The sequence below is a fragment of the Longitalea arenae genome (genome assembly GCF_016924755.1).
GTDB classification, from domain to species: Bacteria; Bacteroidota; Bacteroidia; order Chitinophagales; family Chitinophagaceae; genus Niastella; species Niastella arenae.
In genome coordinates this window covers 36,286-55,487 of record NZ_JAFFJX010000016.1, presented here as the reverse complement: position 1 = coordinate 55,487, position 19,202 = coordinate 36,286, and the positions used below count along the sequence as shown (strand labels likewise).

18 protein-coding genes are annotated in these 19,202 nt (G+C 46.0%); 5 read left to right on the top strand and 13 right to left on the bottom strand.

Annotation, left to right across the window (positions count from 1 at the left end; all coding sequences use genetic code 11):
• Positions 1-58 precede the first annotated feature (58 nt).
• The 6 genes from JT717_RS23530 to JT717_RS23505 all read right to left on the bottom strand — a co-directional run bounded on the left by JT717_RS23530 (position 59) and on the right by JT717_RS23505 (position 6,301).
• Positions 59-862, bottom strand: coding sequence for a murein L,D-transpeptidase catalytic domain family protein (locus JT717_RS23530; RefSeq protein ID WP_205513489.1), 804 nt, complete (start codon positions 860-862; stop codon positions 59-61).
• Between the two features lie 140 nt (positions 863-1,002).
• Positions 1,003-2,001, bottom strand: a complete 999-nt coding sequence (locus JT717_RS23525) for an MlaD family protein (protein WP_205513488.1) — start codon at positions 1,999-2,001, stop codon at positions 1,003-1,005.
• A gap of 25 nt (positions 2,002-2,026) precedes the next feature.
• On the bottom strand, positions 2,027-2,803 hold the full coding sequence (locus tag JT717_RS23520) for an ABC transporter ATP-binding protein (protein ID WP_205513487.1): 777 nt from the start codon (positions 2,801-2,803) through the stop codon (positions 2,027-2,029).
• A complete protein-coding gene (locus tag JT717_RS23515) occupies positions 2,803-3,603 on the bottom strand; it encodes an MlaE family ABC transporter permease (RefSeq protein WP_205513486.1) in 801 nt (266 codons plus the stop codon). The genes JT717_RS23520 and JT717_RS23515 overlap by 1 nt, the downstream gene beginning before the upstream one ends.
• Before the next feature lie 82 nt (positions 3,604-3,685).
• Positions 3,686-4,855, bottom strand: coding sequence for a S8 family serine peptidase (locus JT717_RS23510; protein WP_205513485.1), 1,170 nt, complete (start codon positions 4,853-4,855; stop codon positions 3,686-3,688).
• A gap of 210 nt (positions 4,856-5,065) precedes the next feature.
• Positions 5,066-6,301 (bottom strand): DUF2264 domain-containing protein, encoded by a 1,236-nt coding sequence (locus JT717_RS23505; RefSeq protein ID WP_205513484.1) that lies wholly within the window; start codon positions 6,299-6,301, stop codon positions 5,066-5,068.
• 271 nt (positions 6,302-6,572) lie between these two features.
• Here JT717_RS23505 and JT717_RS23500 point away from each other — a divergent pair, with 271 nt between their 5' ends.
• On the top strand, positions 6,573-6,983 hold the full coding sequence (locus JT717_RS23500) for a response regulator (protein WP_205513483.1): 411 nt from the start codon (positions 6,573-6,575) through the stop codon (positions 6,981-6,983).
• A 7-nt stretch (positions 6,984-6,990) separates the two neighbouring features.
• Here the strand turns inward: JT717_RS23500 and JT717_RS23495 are convergent, their stop codons facing one another.
• The gene (locus JT717_RS23495; protein ID WP_205513482.1) at positions 6,991-9,597 is read right to left on the bottom strand and encodes a T9SS type B sorting domain-containing protein; all 2,607 of its coding nucleotides are present in this window, start codon (positions 9,595-9,597) and stop codon (positions 6,991-6,993) included.
• 358 nt (positions 9,598-9,955) lie between these two features.
• Between JT717_RS23495 and JT717_RS23490 the strand changes: the two genes are divergently transcribed.
• Positions 9,956-10,207, top strand: coding sequence for a hypothetical protein (locus tag JT717_RS23490; protein ID WP_205513481.1), 252 nt, complete (start codon positions 9,956-9,958; stop codon positions 10,205-10,207).
• Between the two features lie 66 nt (positions 10,208-10,273).
• Here JT717_RS23490 and JT717_RS23485 read toward each other — a convergent pair whose 3' ends face one another.
• The 3 genes from JT717_RS23485 to JT717_RS23475 all read right to left on the bottom strand — a co-directional run bounded on the left by JT717_RS23485 (position 10,274) and on the right by JT717_RS23475 (position 12,068).
• Positions 10,274-10,450, bottom strand: coding sequence for a hypothetical protein (locus JT717_RS23485; RefSeq protein ID WP_205513480.1), 177 nt, complete (start codon positions 10,448-10,450; stop codon positions 10,274-10,276).
• 406 nt (positions 10,451-10,856) lie between these two features.
• Positions 10,857-11,333, bottom strand: a complete 477-nt coding sequence (locus JT717_RS23480; protein WP_205513479.1) for an acyl-CoA thioesterase — start codon at positions 11,331-11,333, stop codon at positions 10,857-10,859.
• An 18-nt stretch (positions 11,334-11,351) separates the two neighbouring features.
• Positions 11,352-12,068, bottom strand: a complete 717-nt coding sequence (locus JT717_RS23475; protein ID WP_205513478.1) for a TetR/AcrR family transcriptional regulator — start codon at positions 12,066-12,068, stop codon at positions 11,352-11,354.
• Between the two features lie 194 nt (positions 12,069-12,262).
• Here JT717_RS23475 and JT717_RS23470 point away from each other — a divergent pair, with 194 nt between their 5' ends.
• The 3 genes from JT717_RS23470 (at position 12,263) to JT717_RS23460 (ending at position 15,799) form a co-directional block, all read left to right on the top strand.
• Positions 12,263-13,687: an MATE family efflux transporter gene (locus JT717_RS23470; protein WP_205513477.1), complete on the top strand. Its 1,425-nt coding sequence runs from the start codon at positions 12,263-12,265 to the stop codon at positions 13,685-13,687.
• 94 nt (positions 13,688-13,781) lie between these two features.
• A complete protein-coding gene (locus JT717_RS23465; RefSeq protein ID WP_205513476.1) occupies positions 13,782-14,819 on the top strand; it encodes an AI-2E family transporter in 1,038 nt (345 codons plus the stop codon).
• Between the two features lie 197 nt (positions 14,820-15,016).
• A complete protein-coding gene (locus tag JT717_RS23460) occupies positions 15,017-15,799 on the top strand; it encodes a murein L,D-transpeptidase catalytic domain family protein (protein WP_240348386.1) in 783 nt (260 codons plus the stop codon).
• Positions 15,800-15,886: 87 nt separating this feature from the next.
• Here JT717_RS23460 and JT717_RS23455 read toward each other — a convergent pair whose 3' ends face one another.
• The 3 genes from JT717_RS23455 to JT717_RS23445 form a co-directional block, all read right to left on the bottom strand.
• The gene (locus JT717_RS23455; protein WP_205513475.1) at positions 15,887-16,546 is read right to left on the bottom strand and encodes a hypothetical protein; all 660 of its coding nucleotides are present in this window, start codon (positions 16,544-16,546) and stop codon (positions 15,887-15,889) included.
• 13 nt (positions 16,547-16,559) lie between these two features.
• Entirely contained in the window at positions 16,560-18,050 is a 1,491-nt protein-coding gene (gene rpoN / locus JT717_RS23450; protein WP_240348384.1) for an RNA polymerase factor sigma-54, read from the bottom strand.
• Positions 18,051-18,661: 611 nt separating this feature from the next.
• Positions 18,662-19,192: a hypothetical protein gene (locus JT717_RS23445; protein WP_205513474.1), complete on the bottom strand. Its 531-nt coding sequence runs from the start codon at positions 19,190-19,192 to the stop codon at positions 18,662-18,664.
• Between the last annotated feature and the right edge of the window lie 10 nt (positions 19,193-19,202).

Here is a 19,202-nt window from a genome sequence, read left to right as displayed (position 1 = left end):
AACCAAAAAGGATTGACGTTTGCCGTCAATCCTTTTTAACAAGCGATCTATATGATCACTATCCCACTGTATCTTGTATCACCGTGTCCTGTAACACCGGTTGATTGATCATCTTGGAATGAGAAATGTAAAACTTGTCGGGACTGTACATAAATAAACAAGTGCCGTCTTTTATCGTGTTGATAATAGCTTTATGTAATGATGGCGGCACAGCAGGGCAACCCAGGCTGCGTCCGATAAATCCTTTTACTTTTATCACCTTTTCATTCACATAATTGGCAGCATGCATAACGATGCTTCTATTATAGGCATTGTCGTTGATGCCTGCTTCCTGGCCTTGCAGCCGAAGGGAGTAACCATGTTCGCCTGAATACGTGTTTCCGGTTACATAAAAGCCCAGGCTACTCTTAAAACTGTTAAGCTCGTTCGAGAATTCAGTGGCCATGTCTTTTCCCGAGTTTCTGCCATGCGATACAAATGTATTGAACAGCAATTTGCCCGTAGCAACATCAATTATGAATAATCTCTTTTTCGAAGAAGGCAAACTGAAATCGACAATCGTAAGGATATTACTGTTCTTTACCGCGCCTGCAGCAACAAGGTCCGAAAAACCCTGTACGCCATAGTCAAATGCTTCCTGCGACAGCCCCAGACTGTCGAGACTCATCTGCTGGTACAAATAACTGTAGCGGTTCACCGACTTGCGGGTATCAACACTAGCTGAATCCTTCACCGGAATAGCTATATCCGCTTTTTGGTTGTTTAAAGCACGTGATGGTGCGGCAAAAATGAAACTTATTACTACGAGTAGTAATAGCGGGAAGATCAAGAATTTTAACCTGGGATAGTTGGATTTAGGCATTAATTTCTCTTTGGTATTGATTAATGAATTACGTTACCCCTATATAACAGCAATGGGCGCAAGCGGTTTGCCAAATCGAGCCATTAAGTAAACTTTAACAGTTATATGGATCGATGTTGATAGCCGGGAATAGCGCAGGGCTATTTGTTCTTTTCAGCCTCCCTGCGGGCTTTTTCCTCCTGGCGGGCCTTTTTTCTGAAATAACCCCGGAATAAAAAATTATGCTGCAATGCTTCCAGGTCTTCATCGAGCTTACGGCTTCCCGAATTGAGATTTTCGAGAATGCTTTTCATATTTTCCGCCGTTTTTTGGTCGTTTAATAATAAACCCAGGGTATTATCGCTGCTATGCAGGTTATCACTTACTGTTTTTAAATTGGCAGTAAATGCGTTCGCCGCATTGGCCGCATCGTTGATCTGCTTTACCGCCGCCTGTAAATTGGTCATGATCATCGTGTCATTCACTAACCCGTTTGCCAGGCTCCCGGGTTTCTCCAACTGGGCGCTATATTCCGCAATACGGCTGCTCAGCAGCTGGCTGTTCCTGGCTGCCAATTGTAAGTTACTGGCTGTACTTGCCAGGCTTTTGTACAAGGACTCATCCGTTAACAACGCACCTGCCGTTCCTTCACCGTTCACCAGCCGGTTACTCACTGTTTTAAAATCGCTTGTAATGGCAACTAGGTTCTCATTGTTCTTTTGCAGGGTGGCCATCATATCTTCGGTACTGAGGGACTTTTCAACCTGCAGATGTTCGCCGCCTTCAATAGCACCGGCTTGTGGCGTTCCCCCGTAAATGACCACCAGTTTGTTACCAATAAAGCCTTCGGCTCCCACTTTTGCTTTGGCATCTTTGCGGATGAACTCCTGGGCTTTTCTTTCAATGTGCATGGTCACTTTTATGAGCGAATTGCCGCTGATCTCTATGGACTTTACAATACCTACTTTAACGCCTGAAAACCAAACGTTGTCACCCTTTTGCAATCCGTTAACATTGTCAAAATCGGCTTGTACTGTAATAGACCGGGCAAATGTTTTTTGCTGTCCGCCTAAAGTAAAAATGCCAACCAGCAATATAAGCAGGCCAATGGTTACAAACAGGCCTACGATCACTGTTCGTTTGTTTTTTTCCGTGCTCATCAGAAAATATTTTTGGTGATACAGTTCATGTAATAAAATTGTAATCGTAAAAACTTTTTATACGTTCATCGCCACTGGTGAATACTTCTTCGAATGATCCTTGTTTTACAAAACGGCCGTCGAGCAGAACCGCTACCCGGTCGCCGGTTGACTTGGCGCAGGTGAGGTCATGCGTAATAATGATAGAACTGGTGTTAAACCGCTCCTGCACTTCATTGATGAGGTCGTTTATTTCCATGCTGGTAATGGGATCGAGGCCGGCGGTAGGTTCATCGTACAGCATGATCGCCGGTTGCATGATCAGGGTTCGAGCAATACCAATACGCTTTCTTTGCCCGCCAGAGAGTTCACCTGGCCATTGGTTGATCGTTTGTGACAGGCCCACTGCATCAAGCGCTTTTTCTACCGCCTGCCTTACCTGTTGGGTGCTCAAATGTTTCGAATTGCGCAGCAGGGGAAATTCCAGGTTCTCCCGTACGGTCATACTATCGTATAAGGCACTGCTTTGAAAAGAAAACCCAATGCGCAGGCGAAGCTTTTCCAGCTCCCTGTAGCTGATACGTTCCACATCGTTCCCTAATACGTTTACAGAACCGCTGTCGGGCTTTAACAGTCCCGCTATGATTTTTATCAACACCGATTTACCTGTTCCTGAGCGTCCCAGCACTACAACGTTTTCCCCCTGAAAAATATCCAGGTCGATACCGCGCAATACATGATTGGTTCCAAATGATTTGTGCAGGCCGCGGATGGAGATGACCCGTTTTGTTCTATCGATAATATGTGTATTACTTTTTGCCATCAGGTAATTCTAAACCAGTTAACAACCTGTACAATGATTATTTCTTCAATAAAGATGAGGAACATGGCCAGCACTACGGAAGTATTGGCTGCACGGCCTACGCCTTGTGTTCCCTGCGTGGTAGTGTAGCCCTGGTAACAACTCACAATGCCGATCGTAAAGCCAAAGACAACTGATTTTAAGACCGATGAAAAGAGGTCCAGGAAATTAATGCTCTGAAATCCGTTCTCGATAAATAATATAAAGCTCGTTTGCTCATTGGCGTGCACATTTACAAAAGCACCCAGCAAAGCGACCAGCGCCATATACAACATCAATAACGGCACCATACAGGTGGTGGCTATCACCCTTGTAACTACCAGGAATTTAAAGGGATTCGTTGCCGATACTTCCATGGCATCGATCTGTTCGGTTACTTTCATGGAACCGAGTTCTGCACCAATATTCGATCCTACTTTACCGGCAGTGATGAGGCCGGTCACGAGGGGCGCCAATGCCCTGATGATAGCAATGGCCACCAGCGAGGGCAACCACGATGTGGCGCCGAATTCCGATAAGGATGGCCGGCTTTGTTTGGTAAATACAATGCCGGTTATGAAGCCGGTGAGTGTTATAAGCGGTAAAGACTTCACGCCTACCATATAACACTGGTGTACAACTTCTTTGAATTCGTAAGGAGGTAAGAAAAGATTTCTGAAAAAGCGTGCGATAAACTGCCCGAAAGCATACACATCAAAAAAGAATGCATCCAGCTTCCGGGAAACCACATATCTGCGGGGCTGTTTCTGTTTCAATTTCATGGATGCATCATCCATCGAAATTTAAAACCAGCTTTCTTGGGCAACTATTTCCCCAATATGCTTATAAACAGGTAGCAAGCAATTATTTATGGGCAATAGGATCGGCTGTACCGTCGGGGTCATTCTTCGCAAAGCCGGAGGTAACTATTGCATTTCCTTTGAGTAATAATAATCCGGCAACATGGGGCGCTGCCATCGACGTGCCGGTTAAAATGGCATATTTTCCGTTGAGATAGGTAGATGGAATGCGCACGCCGGGGGCTGCAAAATCCACTACATTGTTTCCGTAATTGGAGAATGAAGCAAAATTATCGAGGCTGTCAACAGCAGACACGGTATAGATATTCGGCGCATTGGCTCTGCCGGGTGAGAAATCAACCGCCGGCTTGCCGTCATTTCCAGACGCGATGGCAAAATAGATTCCTTTAGCCGCGGTATTTTTCACCTGCTGGTCCAGAATGGAAGACACTTCATCTTCGCCAAGGCTCATATTCACTACATCGCCTGCTTTGGCATTTTGATTAATATAGGCCAGGGCCTGAATGATGGATCCCAATGTTCCTTCACCATTTTTATCAAATACCCGTAAAGCAACCAGGCTGGCGCCGGAAGCAACTCCCAGCATACCTATTGTATTATTCTTTGCACCGATGATGCCGGCTACATGGGTGCCATGGCCATTTTCATCGGCTGCAGATGTTACACCATTGATAAAAGATTTACTGCGGGTAGCATCGGCGTTCAGATCAGGATGCGTAAAGTCGATCCCCGAATCAATGATCCAGGCGGTCTTACCGGTTCCATCGCCATAACCAACGCGTGCTACATTCCAGGTAATTAACCGGGGCTCCACCACCTCAAAGCAGGATCCATAAGCAATAATGCGGTCCTGTTCAATCATCCCAACAGTGGCGTCCTGTTTTAACCGTTGTACCTCATCAGCTGATAACCGGGCAATAAAACCGCCGGTAGCACCTGTAAAGGTCTTTTGTAAAGCGGTGCTGCTGATACCTTTAGCCTTTAACAAGGTACTGGTGATATCCGCTGCACGGGCTGTTGTCGTCAGGCGGTCAAAGAATTCGGGCCGGTAGGCTACAATGTACTGATCAGGGATCAGCCTGCCGTTTGAGGCGCTTTGCTGCACCACACAATTCGTTATGGATGGATCGCCAGAAACGTCTGCATTCTTACGACAGGCGGCAAATAGAATTAAGCCGGAAATTGCTGAGCTGATTAGAACTTTTCTTCGCATTTAATGGGCCTCCAAATTATACTAACGGATTTTTATAATATTTGGCTGGGTACTATCGGCTGCTTTAACAACCCTTTAATAATTTTTCAAATCGGTTTTTAATGGCAAATAATGAACCAATCAGTGCTGAATTACCCGATTCAGGGAGGTATAGGGCAGAAAAAGGGTGTTAAATAACCGTGACTAAGGGTTTGCAGGTACAGGGGCTTATTAGTTCTCTATAGCATGGTCAATGGGAATGGCGTCTCCCTTCCAGGCCTTTTTGGCAGTCCAGTCAGCATCGGCATTTTGCCAGAATGGATCGGTTGCTGGCAAACCGAGGATGAGAAACACCTGTGCACATAAATACAGGCTGCCCGTTGAAATGTACGCTTCGCCTACCCCCGGCTGATGACCCACCAGGCCTATTTGTAACCAGCCTTCTTTGTCGAAGGTGCCAGGCGCCTCAATTTGCTTTTTTACTACCTCATACAAAGCGCACCTTACCTGTTGCGGCAATATGTCTTTTGGTAACTGGCCCATCAGGGCGATCTTCGCTAAATGCTGAAAAGCGCCAAAACGATAGGCCAGTGAACGTCCAATGGGCGGGTATGTACCTTCGGGCGAGATCAGACGTTCCTGCACACCCGCATAGCGGCGGGCCCGCTCTAATGCCAGCGCATAGGTTTTCTGCTCTTTTTGTCCACTGTTGATAAGGGTTTGCAAGACTTCCAGGAACATGGGTTGAATGACAAAGCTGTTATAATAATCCCAATGAAAATGGGCACCATCGCCATAGGCCCCGTCGCCTTTATACCATTGCAAATGTTGCTGTATGGCATAATCGATGCGCATTTTATCGCCATTGCCTTCAAATTGCAGCAGAGCAGCTTCTACCATGGCGCTGAAAAAAAGCCAGTTACTATGGCCGGGTGTGATCACCCGCGAAGACTTGAGCGCTTCCAGTACATTTTTTCTGGTTTTTGCATCGAGCCGGCCCCATAACTGGTTCGGCGCGCGCAGCAGGGCCTGCGACAAAAACGCCGCATCTACCAGCGCCTGGCCGCCTTTATTAAAGTTCATATAATCCGGCGCCGCCGGGTCGGTGGCATTGCGAATGCCTATTACCGAAAGATCGAGATATTTTTTGCGCAGCTTTCCTTCGGCGCTGCTATCCGGACCCAGTTCCAGCCAGGGAGCCATACCAGCCAGCAAACGGCCAAAAGCTTCCAGATATGTAAAGTTTTTCCGGTCGTTTGTTTTCGCTTCTACCGGCATTTTCTTTTTCAATTCATTTTTACTCAGGGATGTTAAAACCGGATCGGCAATGCGTACGAGGGCGTTTACAAAGTAATTACGGTGTACCATTCCGTTTGATGCTTGTTTTTCAGTTTGTGCATGCAGGCAAAAAGGCATCAGTAATAAACCGATAAACAGGTGGCTTTTGATTTTTTTCAGCTGGTTCATGAATCGTTGGTTTAACGCTGGTTGGCTTTGGGATCGTTTTTGGCGGAAATATCGCAAACGGGAAGATACATGTTTCAGGCACAAATTCTTTTTAATCCGCAGATTTCCTGCAATGATTACTAATGGAGATAGAATTAATTGAAGCATTTATATGCCGGGAACCCATTTAAAGCATGTATTGTAGAAAACAGCATACTTTTCTTTAGATTAAAAATTTTAGGCAAGGGAAAATAGTCATGAAAAATGCTAATTTTATTATTATTTCAACCTCATGGACACAACCAAAACCCTATTTATTATCGATGATGATGAAGATGACCAGCTATTTATCAATGAGGCCATGAGGGACCTGAAGATTCCTTTTAAATGTTTTTACGCCAATAACGGAGAGGCGGCCTTGAAACAACTAAAAGATGAAAGCATTCCCCTGCCAGATTTTATTTTTCTTGACCTGAACATGCCAAAATTAAATGGCAAGGATTGTTTGGTTGAGATCAAAAAGCTTCCACGCTATTCAGGCGTTCCGCTGATCATTTATACCACCAGCTCCAATCAAAAAGACAGGCAGGAGATCATGAAACTGGGGGCGCATTATTTTCTTACCAAACCTACCCGCATCAGTGACTTGTGCAATTGCCTGATCAATGTGTTTTCTATGGACTGGAAACAGCTTGCCCGATAACTGAGTTTTATCGAACCAATACCAGGGTGCCACGCTGCACGTACGGCGCGCCGGTATGATCAACGGCTTTTACCATCCATACATAAGTGCCGGAGGGTTGCTGCTTACCGGCAATGGTTCCGTCCCAGCCATGTTCGTTGCCTGATGTTCTGAATACCAGCTGGCCCCAGCGGTTGAAGATCTGGAAATAATCGATGCGCGCCATTCCTACTGCAATTGGCCGTAACAGATCGTTCTTTCCGTCCCTGTTGGGGGTAAAAGCATTGGGCACGAAAACCGTTGGCATGGTCTGAAAGACTTTCACCTTTATAAATGCTGAATCTACACAACCCGCCTGGTTATACGCCAGCACCTTATACACAATGCCGTTTGAAGGGCTATTGTAAGTGGCAATGGGGTCGGCGCTTTGCGGGTTCGACAAATTGGTAGCCGGCGCCCACTGATACCTGATTCCCCCGCTTGCCTGGAACTGCATGAGCTGGCCCACCAGCACCGCTGTATCTCTTCCTGCAAATGCATTGATATCTGGCAAAACGTTTACGATAACGGTATCAAAGCCTGGTTTTGGACAACCCTTGTTGTCGTAGGCTGAAAGCACATAAGCTGTGGTGCTTTTCGGCATGGCCACGGGATTGAGAATATTCAAACTGCTCAGGGAGGCTTCGGGTAACCAGGCAAAGGTGGTAGCTTCTGTACCAGCCTGCAACCTGGCTGGCGTGGCAAAACAAATGGTAGTATCTGCGCCGGCATCAGCCACAGGATAGGGAACCGTTGTTACCACTATCTGACCGCTGGCGGTACAACTGCCGATACTGGCCGTTACCTGGTAGTTTGTAGTGAACCTGGTGACTACCTGGGGGTTTTGCATGTTTGTATGCAGCACCTGGTTAGCGGGTGTCCAGTTATACTTCAACCCATCTGAATGCACATGGAGGCGTACGGTATCGCTTTGGCAGATGGTTGTATCATCCATTGGCTGCAAGGTAACATGATCAACCACCCGCACCTGTACCGAATCGTGGTTAAGGCAGCCGTTATCATCCAGTTGAACAGTATAGGTAGTAGTTGTTGCAGGCGCAACGGACGGTGTGGCCGTATTTCCGTTTACCATGGCGTTGTTGGGCCTCCAGCTAAATGAACCACTGCCGCTGGCCTGCAGTTGAACTGCATCAGGAGTACAGATCAGCGTATCCCTAAATGCCAGCGACAGGGGCGGCTTGTCAACGATACTTATATTTTTCAATATGGTATCGCGGCAGCCCTTCGTATCCGTTGCAATCAGCCGCACGCTTTTAGTACCCATGGATTGATACGTATAAGTGGGTGAAGGCGCCAGTGAGTTATCGTTGTCGGTACCATCGCCAAACTGCCAGTCCCAGGAATTGACCTGGCCATAAGCGGATACCGATGCATCCAGAAAGCTCGTCGGCTTTGTAAAGCAAATACCATGTACGGTAAAATCCGGTTTAAAACCGGGGTATACATAAGCCACTGAAACCATTGAATCGGAACATTGCTGATTGCGATTGATAACCAGTTTCACCGTGTAGGTTCCGGTATCGGGAAATGTGAAACTGGTTACCGGACTGCCAGAGGTAAATACAGGATTTCCTTTGTTATCGATCAGCTCCCAGGTGGTGGAAGTGATGAGCGGACTCGTGCTCATGTTAGACAATGCAATGGTTTTTGAATCATCGCACAACATGTATTCAGGCGGCATACTGGCCGATGCAATGGTACAGGCAGTTATTCGTATTTGCAGGTCTTTGCGCTGGGTGGCGATCACAATCCCATTCCTGATCTCTTCCACTTGCACCGTTACTACATAAATACCGTCGCCGGGGGCAACACCTGTGATCAAACCTGTACTTGCATTGATCTTTACATTGCTGCCCAATGGCGCATCTGCCCCATAAGAAGCCCCATAAGGCACCGAGGAATAGGGCGGTGGTGCCGGTGGAAAATTGGTGGCGCCGCCACCGGAGCCGCCTACGTACGCATTAATGAAGGAGTACCGCAACTGATCGCCATCCTTGTCTTCTGCCGCAAAGCTGTAAGAAAATGCGTTATTGGCGCAGATCACCACCATATCAGTGCCAATAAACCGGGCGCTGTGGTTTTGCGCGCCTGATGAAACCGGATCGGTACCCGGTATTTCACCCGTATAGGTGGCGCCAATATTACCATAACCCGGCCTTAGGTTATCGATGCCCTGTATTCTGTAAACTACCTGTATGGCGATAATATACCCTTCTGCAACCGGCGGCAGCGCAAGGGTAAAATCGTAAATACCGATGTTGTAACAAACTCTTGGCGGGTTGGTAATGCAGGGACCAGCATTGTTTAATAATAACTCATCCTGCCGCACCATAGGTACCGAAATATCGCGGATATGTTTTCCGGTTCCGCGGTTAAAAACCCCGAAATAAGCGGGATTCGGCAGTCGCCGGTTACTGTAACAATCCATGAATAATCTGGCGGTGACCTGGTATACGTATTGACCGTTATTGATGCCCATAAAAACATAACTCATTTCACCGCCGGTAATGTGATCGGCCCGTGCGGTAAAAAGCAGCAACAGCATAAGCAAACAGCCAATAACAGTCTTCTTCATGCTTTTGGCAAAAAGTAATTAGAATATGCAATAAAGGGTAGTTGATCACAGATGGGTAGTAATGGAACAAGCCTTAAAAATCCCCAATAGTCGCCTTACCTAATTTACGATTTTTTAAGAAGAAAAGTTGCCGGAAAATGCTATCAGCGAGAAATGAATTTAGTGGAGAAAATTAACCAAATGATCCTGCTTACAGAACTTGTAAATCATAGTCCTTAAAACAAAAATGTATTGAATAAATTACTAGTATACAATCAGTTGGCAATTACAATGCAGGGTTTAGGTGAATGGGTTGCTACAGAAAATCACTCTGGAAAGATTATTGTGCACCTTTGTATTGGGATAAAACGTGCTGAATATGAAAACCGATTTTTCAACTACGATCTTATGTACAGACGGGCAGGAGCGGGAGTTTCATTTTGCCCGCATCAACTCGGTGGCTATTTACTTTCATATCTCTGTTATTGACAACAGCGGCCGGTTAATTACGGCAACGCTTGCACGCGATAAAGACGGACATTGGAAACTACATGAACCCGAATTACCGGGCTGGTTTATTACTGCAGAACCTGAACTGAGCAACGAGGTGGAACATAAGGCAGGCAGATAAAAAAAGGAACCGGTTAAAGAACCAGTTCCGGGAACCCTTATGTTATGACTGAAAGAAGCTTTTATGTTATCTCAATACCACTTTCTTACTGGCCAGCACATATACCCATAATGCGGCAGACAAATAACTGGTCAATACCAACAACGCTGAAAATGCATAATGCCCGTTTTTATATAAAGAAAAGCTGACTACACTGGCAATTACGATCAATACAATGGTAGTGAGGGTAAAGAACGTTTTCATATAAAATGTTTTTGAGGTTAATTACTTTTTTTACTTGTATAAAGCGTGTTGCTTTATGTAGTAATAGAAGGTACAAAAGCAGGGAAGTTTACTAAAGAAATGCTAAGAAGAATGGGGTATCAATAGGGGTTAAAGCACGATGAAATGGTATTAGTAATTCGTTAACAGACCGTCTTTAAACGCTGAGGGCTGAAGGCGAAGGGTTATAGCTGAACGTCAGGTTGAAGGCAAAATATAGTGCATGAAAGAATGGCAAAACGCAGACTGCGGAATCAAAACGCTTTGCCGCGGCAGCCGGTCGCTGGCGCAACCGGCTGCTTTGCTCTCACGCATGGAAGCTTCTCAATAAGGTGGGATATGAAGTGGTTGGGGTCTACACCGGCTCGGTCTTTGGCGCATGTGGCATTCAGCCTTCCGCTTTTTGCGTTAAGCCTTTGATGCGTTCGCTTATGCCTGCAGGTATATTCACATCGTCTACCTTAACAGTAGCCGCAAAATCCATAAAAGCGGCAGGGTGCTCTTTCCGCCGGCCGGTCTTAACATCAATACTGGTAAAGTTGGTCCACATAATGGCCTTTAGCGTAGTTTGTTTTTCGTCGAACATTAACATTTCCACCAGCACGTGCGAATCACCGAGCTCAATGAGGCGTGATTCAATACATACGGTCTCATTATAGAAAGCCGGGCGTACATATTGGATATCGTGGCGGCGCACTACCCAGGCAATTCCCTGTTTATGATAATCCAGCAAATTGATCTGGTATGCCTGCTTCAGGTGATCTTCGCGGGCATTCAGCATATAATCGATATACCGGGCATTGTTTAAATGCCCCATAGGATCACAGTCATTGAAACGTACTGTATAAAATGATCTTGGTTGCATAGTATTTAATTAATGATCTTATTTAGGTGAATTGCTCATGTATTCCGTTTCCAAACGGGTCTTAAGATTATCCAGCAACCTGTTCAGTACCGCTACATCATCCAGCACCTTGGCCATCATAATGCCGCCTTCAATTTGGGCAAATATGAGCTCGGCCTCTTTCTTTACATTCAGATCGCTTCTGAATGATCCTTCCTGGATACCCATTTTTAAAAAATGTTGCAGGGAGCCCAGCATTTCCTGTAAAGCCTGCCGGGCTTTCTTCTTCAAAAAAGGATAGGCATCATCGGCATCAACGGCCGTATTCATCAGCGGGCAGCCGCCATCGATAGGAGGCGACACCGTATAATTTTTATAATACTGAAAAATGGTGAGCAGCTTTTCCACCCCGGTCTTTTTAGCTCTTACCTTCTGGCCAATATCTTCTTTCAGCTGCTTATAGGAATATTCAAAAGCCAGCGCAGCTATTTCATCCTTGCTTTCAAAATTGCCGTAGAGGCCTCCCTTTGCCAAACCGGTGGCCTTCATAATATCGCTCATGGAAGTACCGGCATAACCCTTCTTATTGAATAGCGGAGCCGCCTTGGCAATAATAAATTCTTTTGTTTTTTCGGCTTTTGTCACCCTGCAAAAATAAACCGATCGGTCTAATTTACAAAAGAATAACGCGTGGCCTTTTTCGGCCGGCAAAATTCCCTTTTCATCCTTCATAATCAATGGCTCGTTCTTTTGCAAACAAAAAAAGTTTTGGGTGTTAATGGCATTGTCTACCTTTGCTGCTCTTCAATTTTAGCATATGAAACTTTAAGACTTCGTTCGCTGCAGCATCAGGTATGTTTCACGAACACCCAGTTCCCCGGTAACATTTTTTGTTAGCGCTTGCTGCGCACCCCTTATTATTATTGTCTTACCAGTTAAACAGGATCTGTATGTCAGGCCAAACAACTAACGTTGGTACTATGCGTATCAAAACATTTTTTTCCTTATTCAAACAGGCATTATCAGGGCAGGAGCAGGACTATACCCAGGGAAGCATTCGCCGTGCCGTGTTCTTACTGGCAGTACCCATGATACTTGAAATGTGCATGGAGTCGGTTTTTGCGGTAGTGGATATTTTCTTTGTAGGCCGTCTTGGTAAAAATGAAGCCGTGTCGACCGTGGTGCTTACCGAATCGGTGCTCACCATTGTGTATTCCCTTGCGATCGGTTTAAGCATGGCTGCAACGGCCACCGTTGCACGCCGGATTGGCGAAAAGAATCCCGAAGCAGCTTCCAAAGCCGGGATCCAGGCCTTATTGGTAGCGCTGTTCGTTACAGCCGTTATCAGCGTTGCAGGCGTTGTATTTGCGCCGGAAATTTTGAAACTTATGGGCGCATCTCCTGAAACCGTTCGAATAGGCACTAACTATACACGGATCATTTATGGCGGTAGTGTAGTTATCATGATGCTTTTCCTCATCAACGGTATTTTCAGAGGAGCTGGTGATGCCTCCATTGCGATGCGCTCTTTATGGATCGCCAATATTTGTAATATCATTCTATGCCCGGTATTGATTTACGGAGCCGGGCCTATTCCCGCATTCGGTATTACCGGCGCCGCCCTGGCCACCACCATTGGCCGCGGTATCGGTGTGCTGTACCAGATCTCTCATTTATTCAGTGGCAAGCGCATTATCAAGATCAGGTTAAAGGACTTTGTACCCGACTGGCCCATCATTAGATCTATTTCGAACATTGCCTGGACGGGTACCGCCCAGTTCCTGATCGCATCTGCCAGCTGGATGGTGCTTGCCCGTATTATGACGGAGTTTGGCGATCCGGCTGTAGCAGGTTATGGCGTGGCCATCCGGCTGATCATGTTCTTTTTGCTGCCCGCCTGGGGTATGAGCAATGCAGCTGCCACGCTGGTAGGTCAAAACCTCGGCGCGCAGCAACCCGAAAGGGCCGAACAGTCGGTTTGGCGCACAGCGCGGTATAATACCATCTTCATGATCTTTGTAACGCTGATCTTCCTGCTGTTTGCGCAGCCTATTGTAGCTTTCATGAATAAGGACGTTACGGTAGAATCATATGCAGTAACCGCTTTACGGATCGTAAGCCTCGGCTATATCTTTTATGGCATAGGTATGGTCGTTACCAATGCCTTCAATGGTGCGGGCGATACGAAAACGCCTACGCTTATCAATATCTTCGGATTCTGGTTATTTCAGGTGCCGCTGGCATTGCTGCTGGCCCTGGTCTTTAAGCTGGGGCCCAATGGCGTGTTCATTGCCATTGTACTGGCTGAAACGGGGATCTCCATTGCCGGTATCATTCTTTTCAAAAAGGGTAAATGGAAGAAGGTCAAAGTATAAACAGAACAGTTAACAAAGGCTCCTTCTGGAGCCTTTGTTATTTTGGCGGAATAGCTTTTGCTATTATGAGTTAATTCATTAAGTTACAACCAGCATGAAGCAGCAAATACCCAATAATTTTATAAGGCAGATACTTATACTGGCTACCATCATTACGCTTGGCATTGTACTGTTCAACCAATTGAGAAGCCTTATTCCGGCCTTTCTTGGTGCTTACACCTTGTATGTGCTGCTTCGCAAATGGATGTTCGTTTTACAGGGCCGGTATAAATGGAAAAAAGGTTTGTCCGCCGCCTTGCTCATGCTGCTGTCCTTTGTCATCATCCTGTTGCCTATCTTCCTGGTGGTGAACATGCTTACTTCAAAGATCGCCTTTGCCATGGAGCATTCGCAGGAAGTGCTTGCCAGCCTGCAAGCATTTGTTGAACGATTGGAAGCCCGCTACAAGATCCAGATCCTTACCACCACCAATCTTGAGAAGATAACCGCCTGGGGCGGCAATACGGTACCAAAGATCCTTGGTGCTACCTTTAATACGCTCACCGGCATCATCATCATGTATTTCATATTATTTTTTATGCTCGTTGATGGGCGTAAAATGGAATCCAACTTTTATGACTGGGTGCCGCTCAAAGATGAAAACACCCTGCTCTTACGCAAAGAGCTCAACAGCATGGTATACTCGAACGCGATCGGTATTCCACTCATTGCCATTATCCAGGGTATCTTCGGTCTTATCTGTTACCTGATCCTGGGGGTTGAAGAACCATGGTTTTGGTTTGTGATCACCTGTATCACGAGTATGCTGCCTGTAGTGGGCGCCGCTTTGGCCTATGTGCCGGTTGCCCTCTTGTTCTTCGCCGCCGGCAGCAATGGCAAGGGCCTGATCATGCTTTTATACGGTTTTGGCGTCATTGGGTCGGTTGATAACCTGTTCCGCTTCTGGGTGTTGAAACGGATCGGCGACGTGCATCCTCTTATTACCGGCTTTGGCGTAATTATCGGGGTAAGCCTTTTTGGGTTTATCGGTCTCATATTCGGTCCGATCTTAATATCCCTTTTCCTTGTGCTGATCAAGATCTACGCCTCGGAATTCAATATCGAAAAGCGGAGCGAAGGGAGCAACAAATAACTGTCTCCCAAATACTTACTATCAATAAGGGAATTCTCTTACCAGCAAATACCCCGATATACATACTATTGCCAAAATTTCGGAAAACACGGCTATCAGCGCTTAAAATGCGAAAATATTTTTCGCAAAGCTTCGTTCTACAACCGTATTGTTTTTCATCAATTAGTTGCAAATAGTTTTTATACGTTATTAGTCCCATGAAACGGTCACATAAGTCAATGTCGTTTGGAGTGTTGTTGTGCTTTTTGGCAGTGTCGCCGGTGGTATCCTCCGGTACAGGAAGTGAAGAGAGAAAGCCGGTTGTGGTGAGTGCGCCGAATGCCGCCGTTCCGGTTACCGCAACAAGCACCGTAGTTACAAGATCGGCTGCAGAAATGCTCGCAGAAGAAGCCAGGAGCCTGTACAGTTCCATGAACCTGAAAAAATTAGGCCTGTCGACCAAAGCTTTTGAATATGCGCTGAAAGGTTATAAAAATCTGGTAGAGCGCGGAAAAGTGATGAAGGACCAGGTGCTTTCCATCTGCGATTTCAGCCAGTCGTCACGCAGAAAACGGTTTTATGTGATTGATATGGCCAAAAAGAAAGTGTTGATCAATACCTGGGTGGCGCATGGCCGCAACTCTGGTGGAGAATATGCCCGTTCTTTCTCAAACAGTCCTGAATCGCACAAAAGCAGTCTGGGTTTTTATGTAACCGGAAATACTTATTACGGCAGCCATGGTCTGGCCCTGAAGATCGAAGGATTGGAAAAAAATATCAATGACAAAGCCGACGAGCGGAATATTGTTATTCACGGGTCAAACTATGTTGGCGCCAGCTTTTTAAGCCGCAGCCCTTTCAATGGCCGCAGCTTCGGATGCCCGGCACTTCCGCAGAAAGAAACCGGAAAAGTTATTCAAACGATCAAGGATGGTAGTTGCCTGTTCATTTACCATCCCACGAAAAGCTATATACAGAAGTCTAAAGTACTGAATAGTTAACCAACACCAACTTCAGATGATGGAAGCCCGCCCGGCTGAACCTTCTTCGGGCGCGTTCAAAAGCTCACCCGTTGAGCTTTTTTTATTTTATTGAAGCCACATGGCCAGCAACTGGCAAAGGGCGCCGGCAAAGAAGCCCAGGTAAATCTCGCGTTGTGTATGATCTGAAACGATCAGGCGGCTGGTACACACCAAGCCGGCTATCAGTATAGCGAAGGAAAAATAAACGCCGGTTACGTCCTGTTCGGTAAATGCCTGTAACAGGAAGAACAATGCCAGTCCACCCACACCAATGGCATGCATGCTTACCTTGGTAACAATATTTAAGAACCAGGCGGCGCAAACAGCCAGGAAGGAGCCGAGTAAGAAATCGAGAAATGGTTGTGGATTATCTTTCTGGTTATGGAATACATACCAGGCCCAGAAGTAAAAGATCATGGCGGCGGCATAGGGAATGATCCGCTCTTTTTGTGTACGCAGATGCATGGATTGGATCAGCTTCAGCCGCCACATGAGGAAGACTGCAAAACCGGGTATCACCGCAGTATTGAAGAGCACTGAAATGAGCCTGAAAATTTTGTATTTATACTGTACCCCGGCAAATGAATAAGGATCAACAAACAACAGGAAGGCGGTCACATAGGCCGGGATAAATAAAGGATGAAATATATAAGAGAAAAAATGAGCCAAAGCCCTGATGAGCGCTGGTTCTTTTGGGGGCAGGGCAGTAAGCGGTGTTGTTGACATAAACAAATTGCTATTACAGTTCTTTCCGCAACCTGGCCACCGGAATATTCAATTGTTCGCGGTATTTGGCAACGGTTCGGCGTGCAATATTATAACCTTTTTCCTGCAATAGCTCGGTGAGTTTTTCGTCGCTCAGGGGTTTCTTCTTGCTTTCGCCTTCTATAAGATCGCTGAGAATTTTCTTTACTTCCCGGGTAGAAACTTCTTCGCCGCTATCGGTACTGAGCGATTCACTAAAGAAGAATTTCAGCCGGTAGGTTCCAAATTCGGTTTGTACAAACTTGCTGTTGGCCACGCGGCTTACGGTGGAAATATCGAGGCCGGTGCGTTCGGCAATATCTTTCAGGATCATAGGCTTCAGCGTGGTTTCGTCGCCCGTAAGGAAAAACTCGCGCTGATAGCTCATAATGGTTTCCATTACACTGCTCAGTGTATGCTGCCGCTGTTTAATGGCATCGATGAACCACTTGGCAGCGTCTATTTTTTGCTTAATGAAGAGAATGGCCTCTTTCTGGCGTTTGTCTTTTTTGCTGCCTTTATCATATTCGCGGAGCATATCGCGATACCCTTCGCTGATACGCAGGTCAGGCGCATTCTTCGAGTTGAGCGTTAACTCCAGCTTGCCCCCGTTGTTATAAACAAAGAAATCCGGTACTACATAACTTTCCGCCTTGTTGATATCGGCATGGTTACCGCCCGGTTTGGGTGTAAGGCGAATGATCTGGCTGATCACTTCTTTCAACAGCTCGTCGTCGAGGTTAAGGCCCCGTTGAATTTTATCGTAGTGCTTTTTGGTGAACTCATCAAAATATTCGGTAAGAACGTCAATGGCTTTGTCAACATTCTTGCCTTCCCGTTGCTGACGGTACAATTGCAATAACAAACATTCCTGCAGGTCGCGGGCGCATACTCCCGGCGGATCGAACTGTTGTACCAGCCTGATCACCTTCTCTACTTCCTGTTCATTCGTTTCAATATTCTGCCTAAAAGCCAGATCGTCAACAATGGCAGCAGTTTCCCGGCGCAGGTACCCATCATCGTCAATACTGCCTACGATCTGTTCCGCAATCCTGCGTTCATTATCGCTCATCTTCAACATGCCCAACTGACCCAACAGGTGTTCATGAAAAGACGTTTCTATTTTATATGGAACTACCTTTTTGTCGTCCATTTCGGGATAGTTATCATCCCGCAATTTGTAATCAGCAATTTCGCCATCTTCATCTCCTACATATTCGCTAATATCTATATTGTCATATTCGTCTTCACTTCCGTCTACATCAAAATCCTCCTCGTCACTGCTATCGAACTCGTCTTTGGTTTCATTATCGTATTGCTCGTCATGGTTCTCCTCCGACAATTCCAAAGCCGGATTCTCTTCAAGCTCTTCTTTGATCCGTTCTTCCAGATTAGCTGTAGGCACCTGCAACAGTTTCATCAGTTGAATCTGCTGTGGAGAAAGTTTTTGTAGTAGCTTTTGCTGTAAACTTTGACTCAATGCCATGTGCGTCAATATTTTAGTCAGTTAGTCACCCAAAAAAAATTTAAAAAATCCGCCGCAACCACAAAAATCAGGCCGTAAATTTACAGACAAATGTAATCAACGTTGTGCAACGATTTTATAAAATTATTGTCTTTGCGGCTTTTTGTTTTAAAACGGGGGCTGTTTTGGCTCAAAACCAGGTAAATATACCTGCTGGTCAGGCGTTGTTTTCACCGGAAAAGGTGGCCGCAATATCTATGTATGATCTGCCTGAAAAGTTATTAACAGTTGGTTTTCATACGCTAAAACGCCCAAAGTTCAGCGATCGGGCGCAGATCCCGGTTCGGCCGAACATTAACACTATAGGTAACAATCTATATACGATTCAGTTTGGCTTTTTTTGTAAAAAGGAGCTGCAGTTGGAAAAAGCAACCCGAATTCCACTTCGATTCAGGTTGGGATCATTGGACCATGTAGATAAGCTCGAGGGAAAAGGACCTTAAGAGTTTGTGGTTTGTTGTTTGTGGTTTGTGGTTCATTCGCCGCGCTGCTCCGCTGTCGCGGTTATTCCCTTTACGCCGGAGGAACGACGTTAAACGCGACGGATATTCAAGACACATCTTTCACCGGTCTTACTTCCTCACTATCTTATTGATGGCCGTTACATCGTTCTGGAATTTGCCCAATGTTTTGAGCGCTTCTGAGGGAGTGCTTTCCTTAAAATATTTCTGCAGCCAGAGTTTTGAACTGTCGGGCTCGCGCATGGCCCTGAACTGATCTTTTTCTGCATAATTATCTGCAAATACAGCTCCGGCCTCGTACATTCTGCGCAGGGTTAAATATAAGGTATCGCCTTTTGTGCTGTTGATGAGAATGCTATCCACCATCTCTTTTTTATTGCCGGCCATTTCTGCTTTGGTTAAAGCCATTTGCGTTTGCATGATCCAGGAAGTGGCATCGAGAAAAATAATCGACAGGTCATTATTTAAGTAGTGGGTCTTTCTGAGGCTATCGATGCGATCCTGTGCTTTCCGGGCAGAGTCAGTCAGGTTACCGGCCACCGCATCATGCTGCGAGTCCTGGCTTTTACAGCCGGCCAGTATAATTATGGCGCCCAGGCATATGAACATTCCGGTTTTTATAGAGATAACGGTTGTTTTCATCGTTGAAACA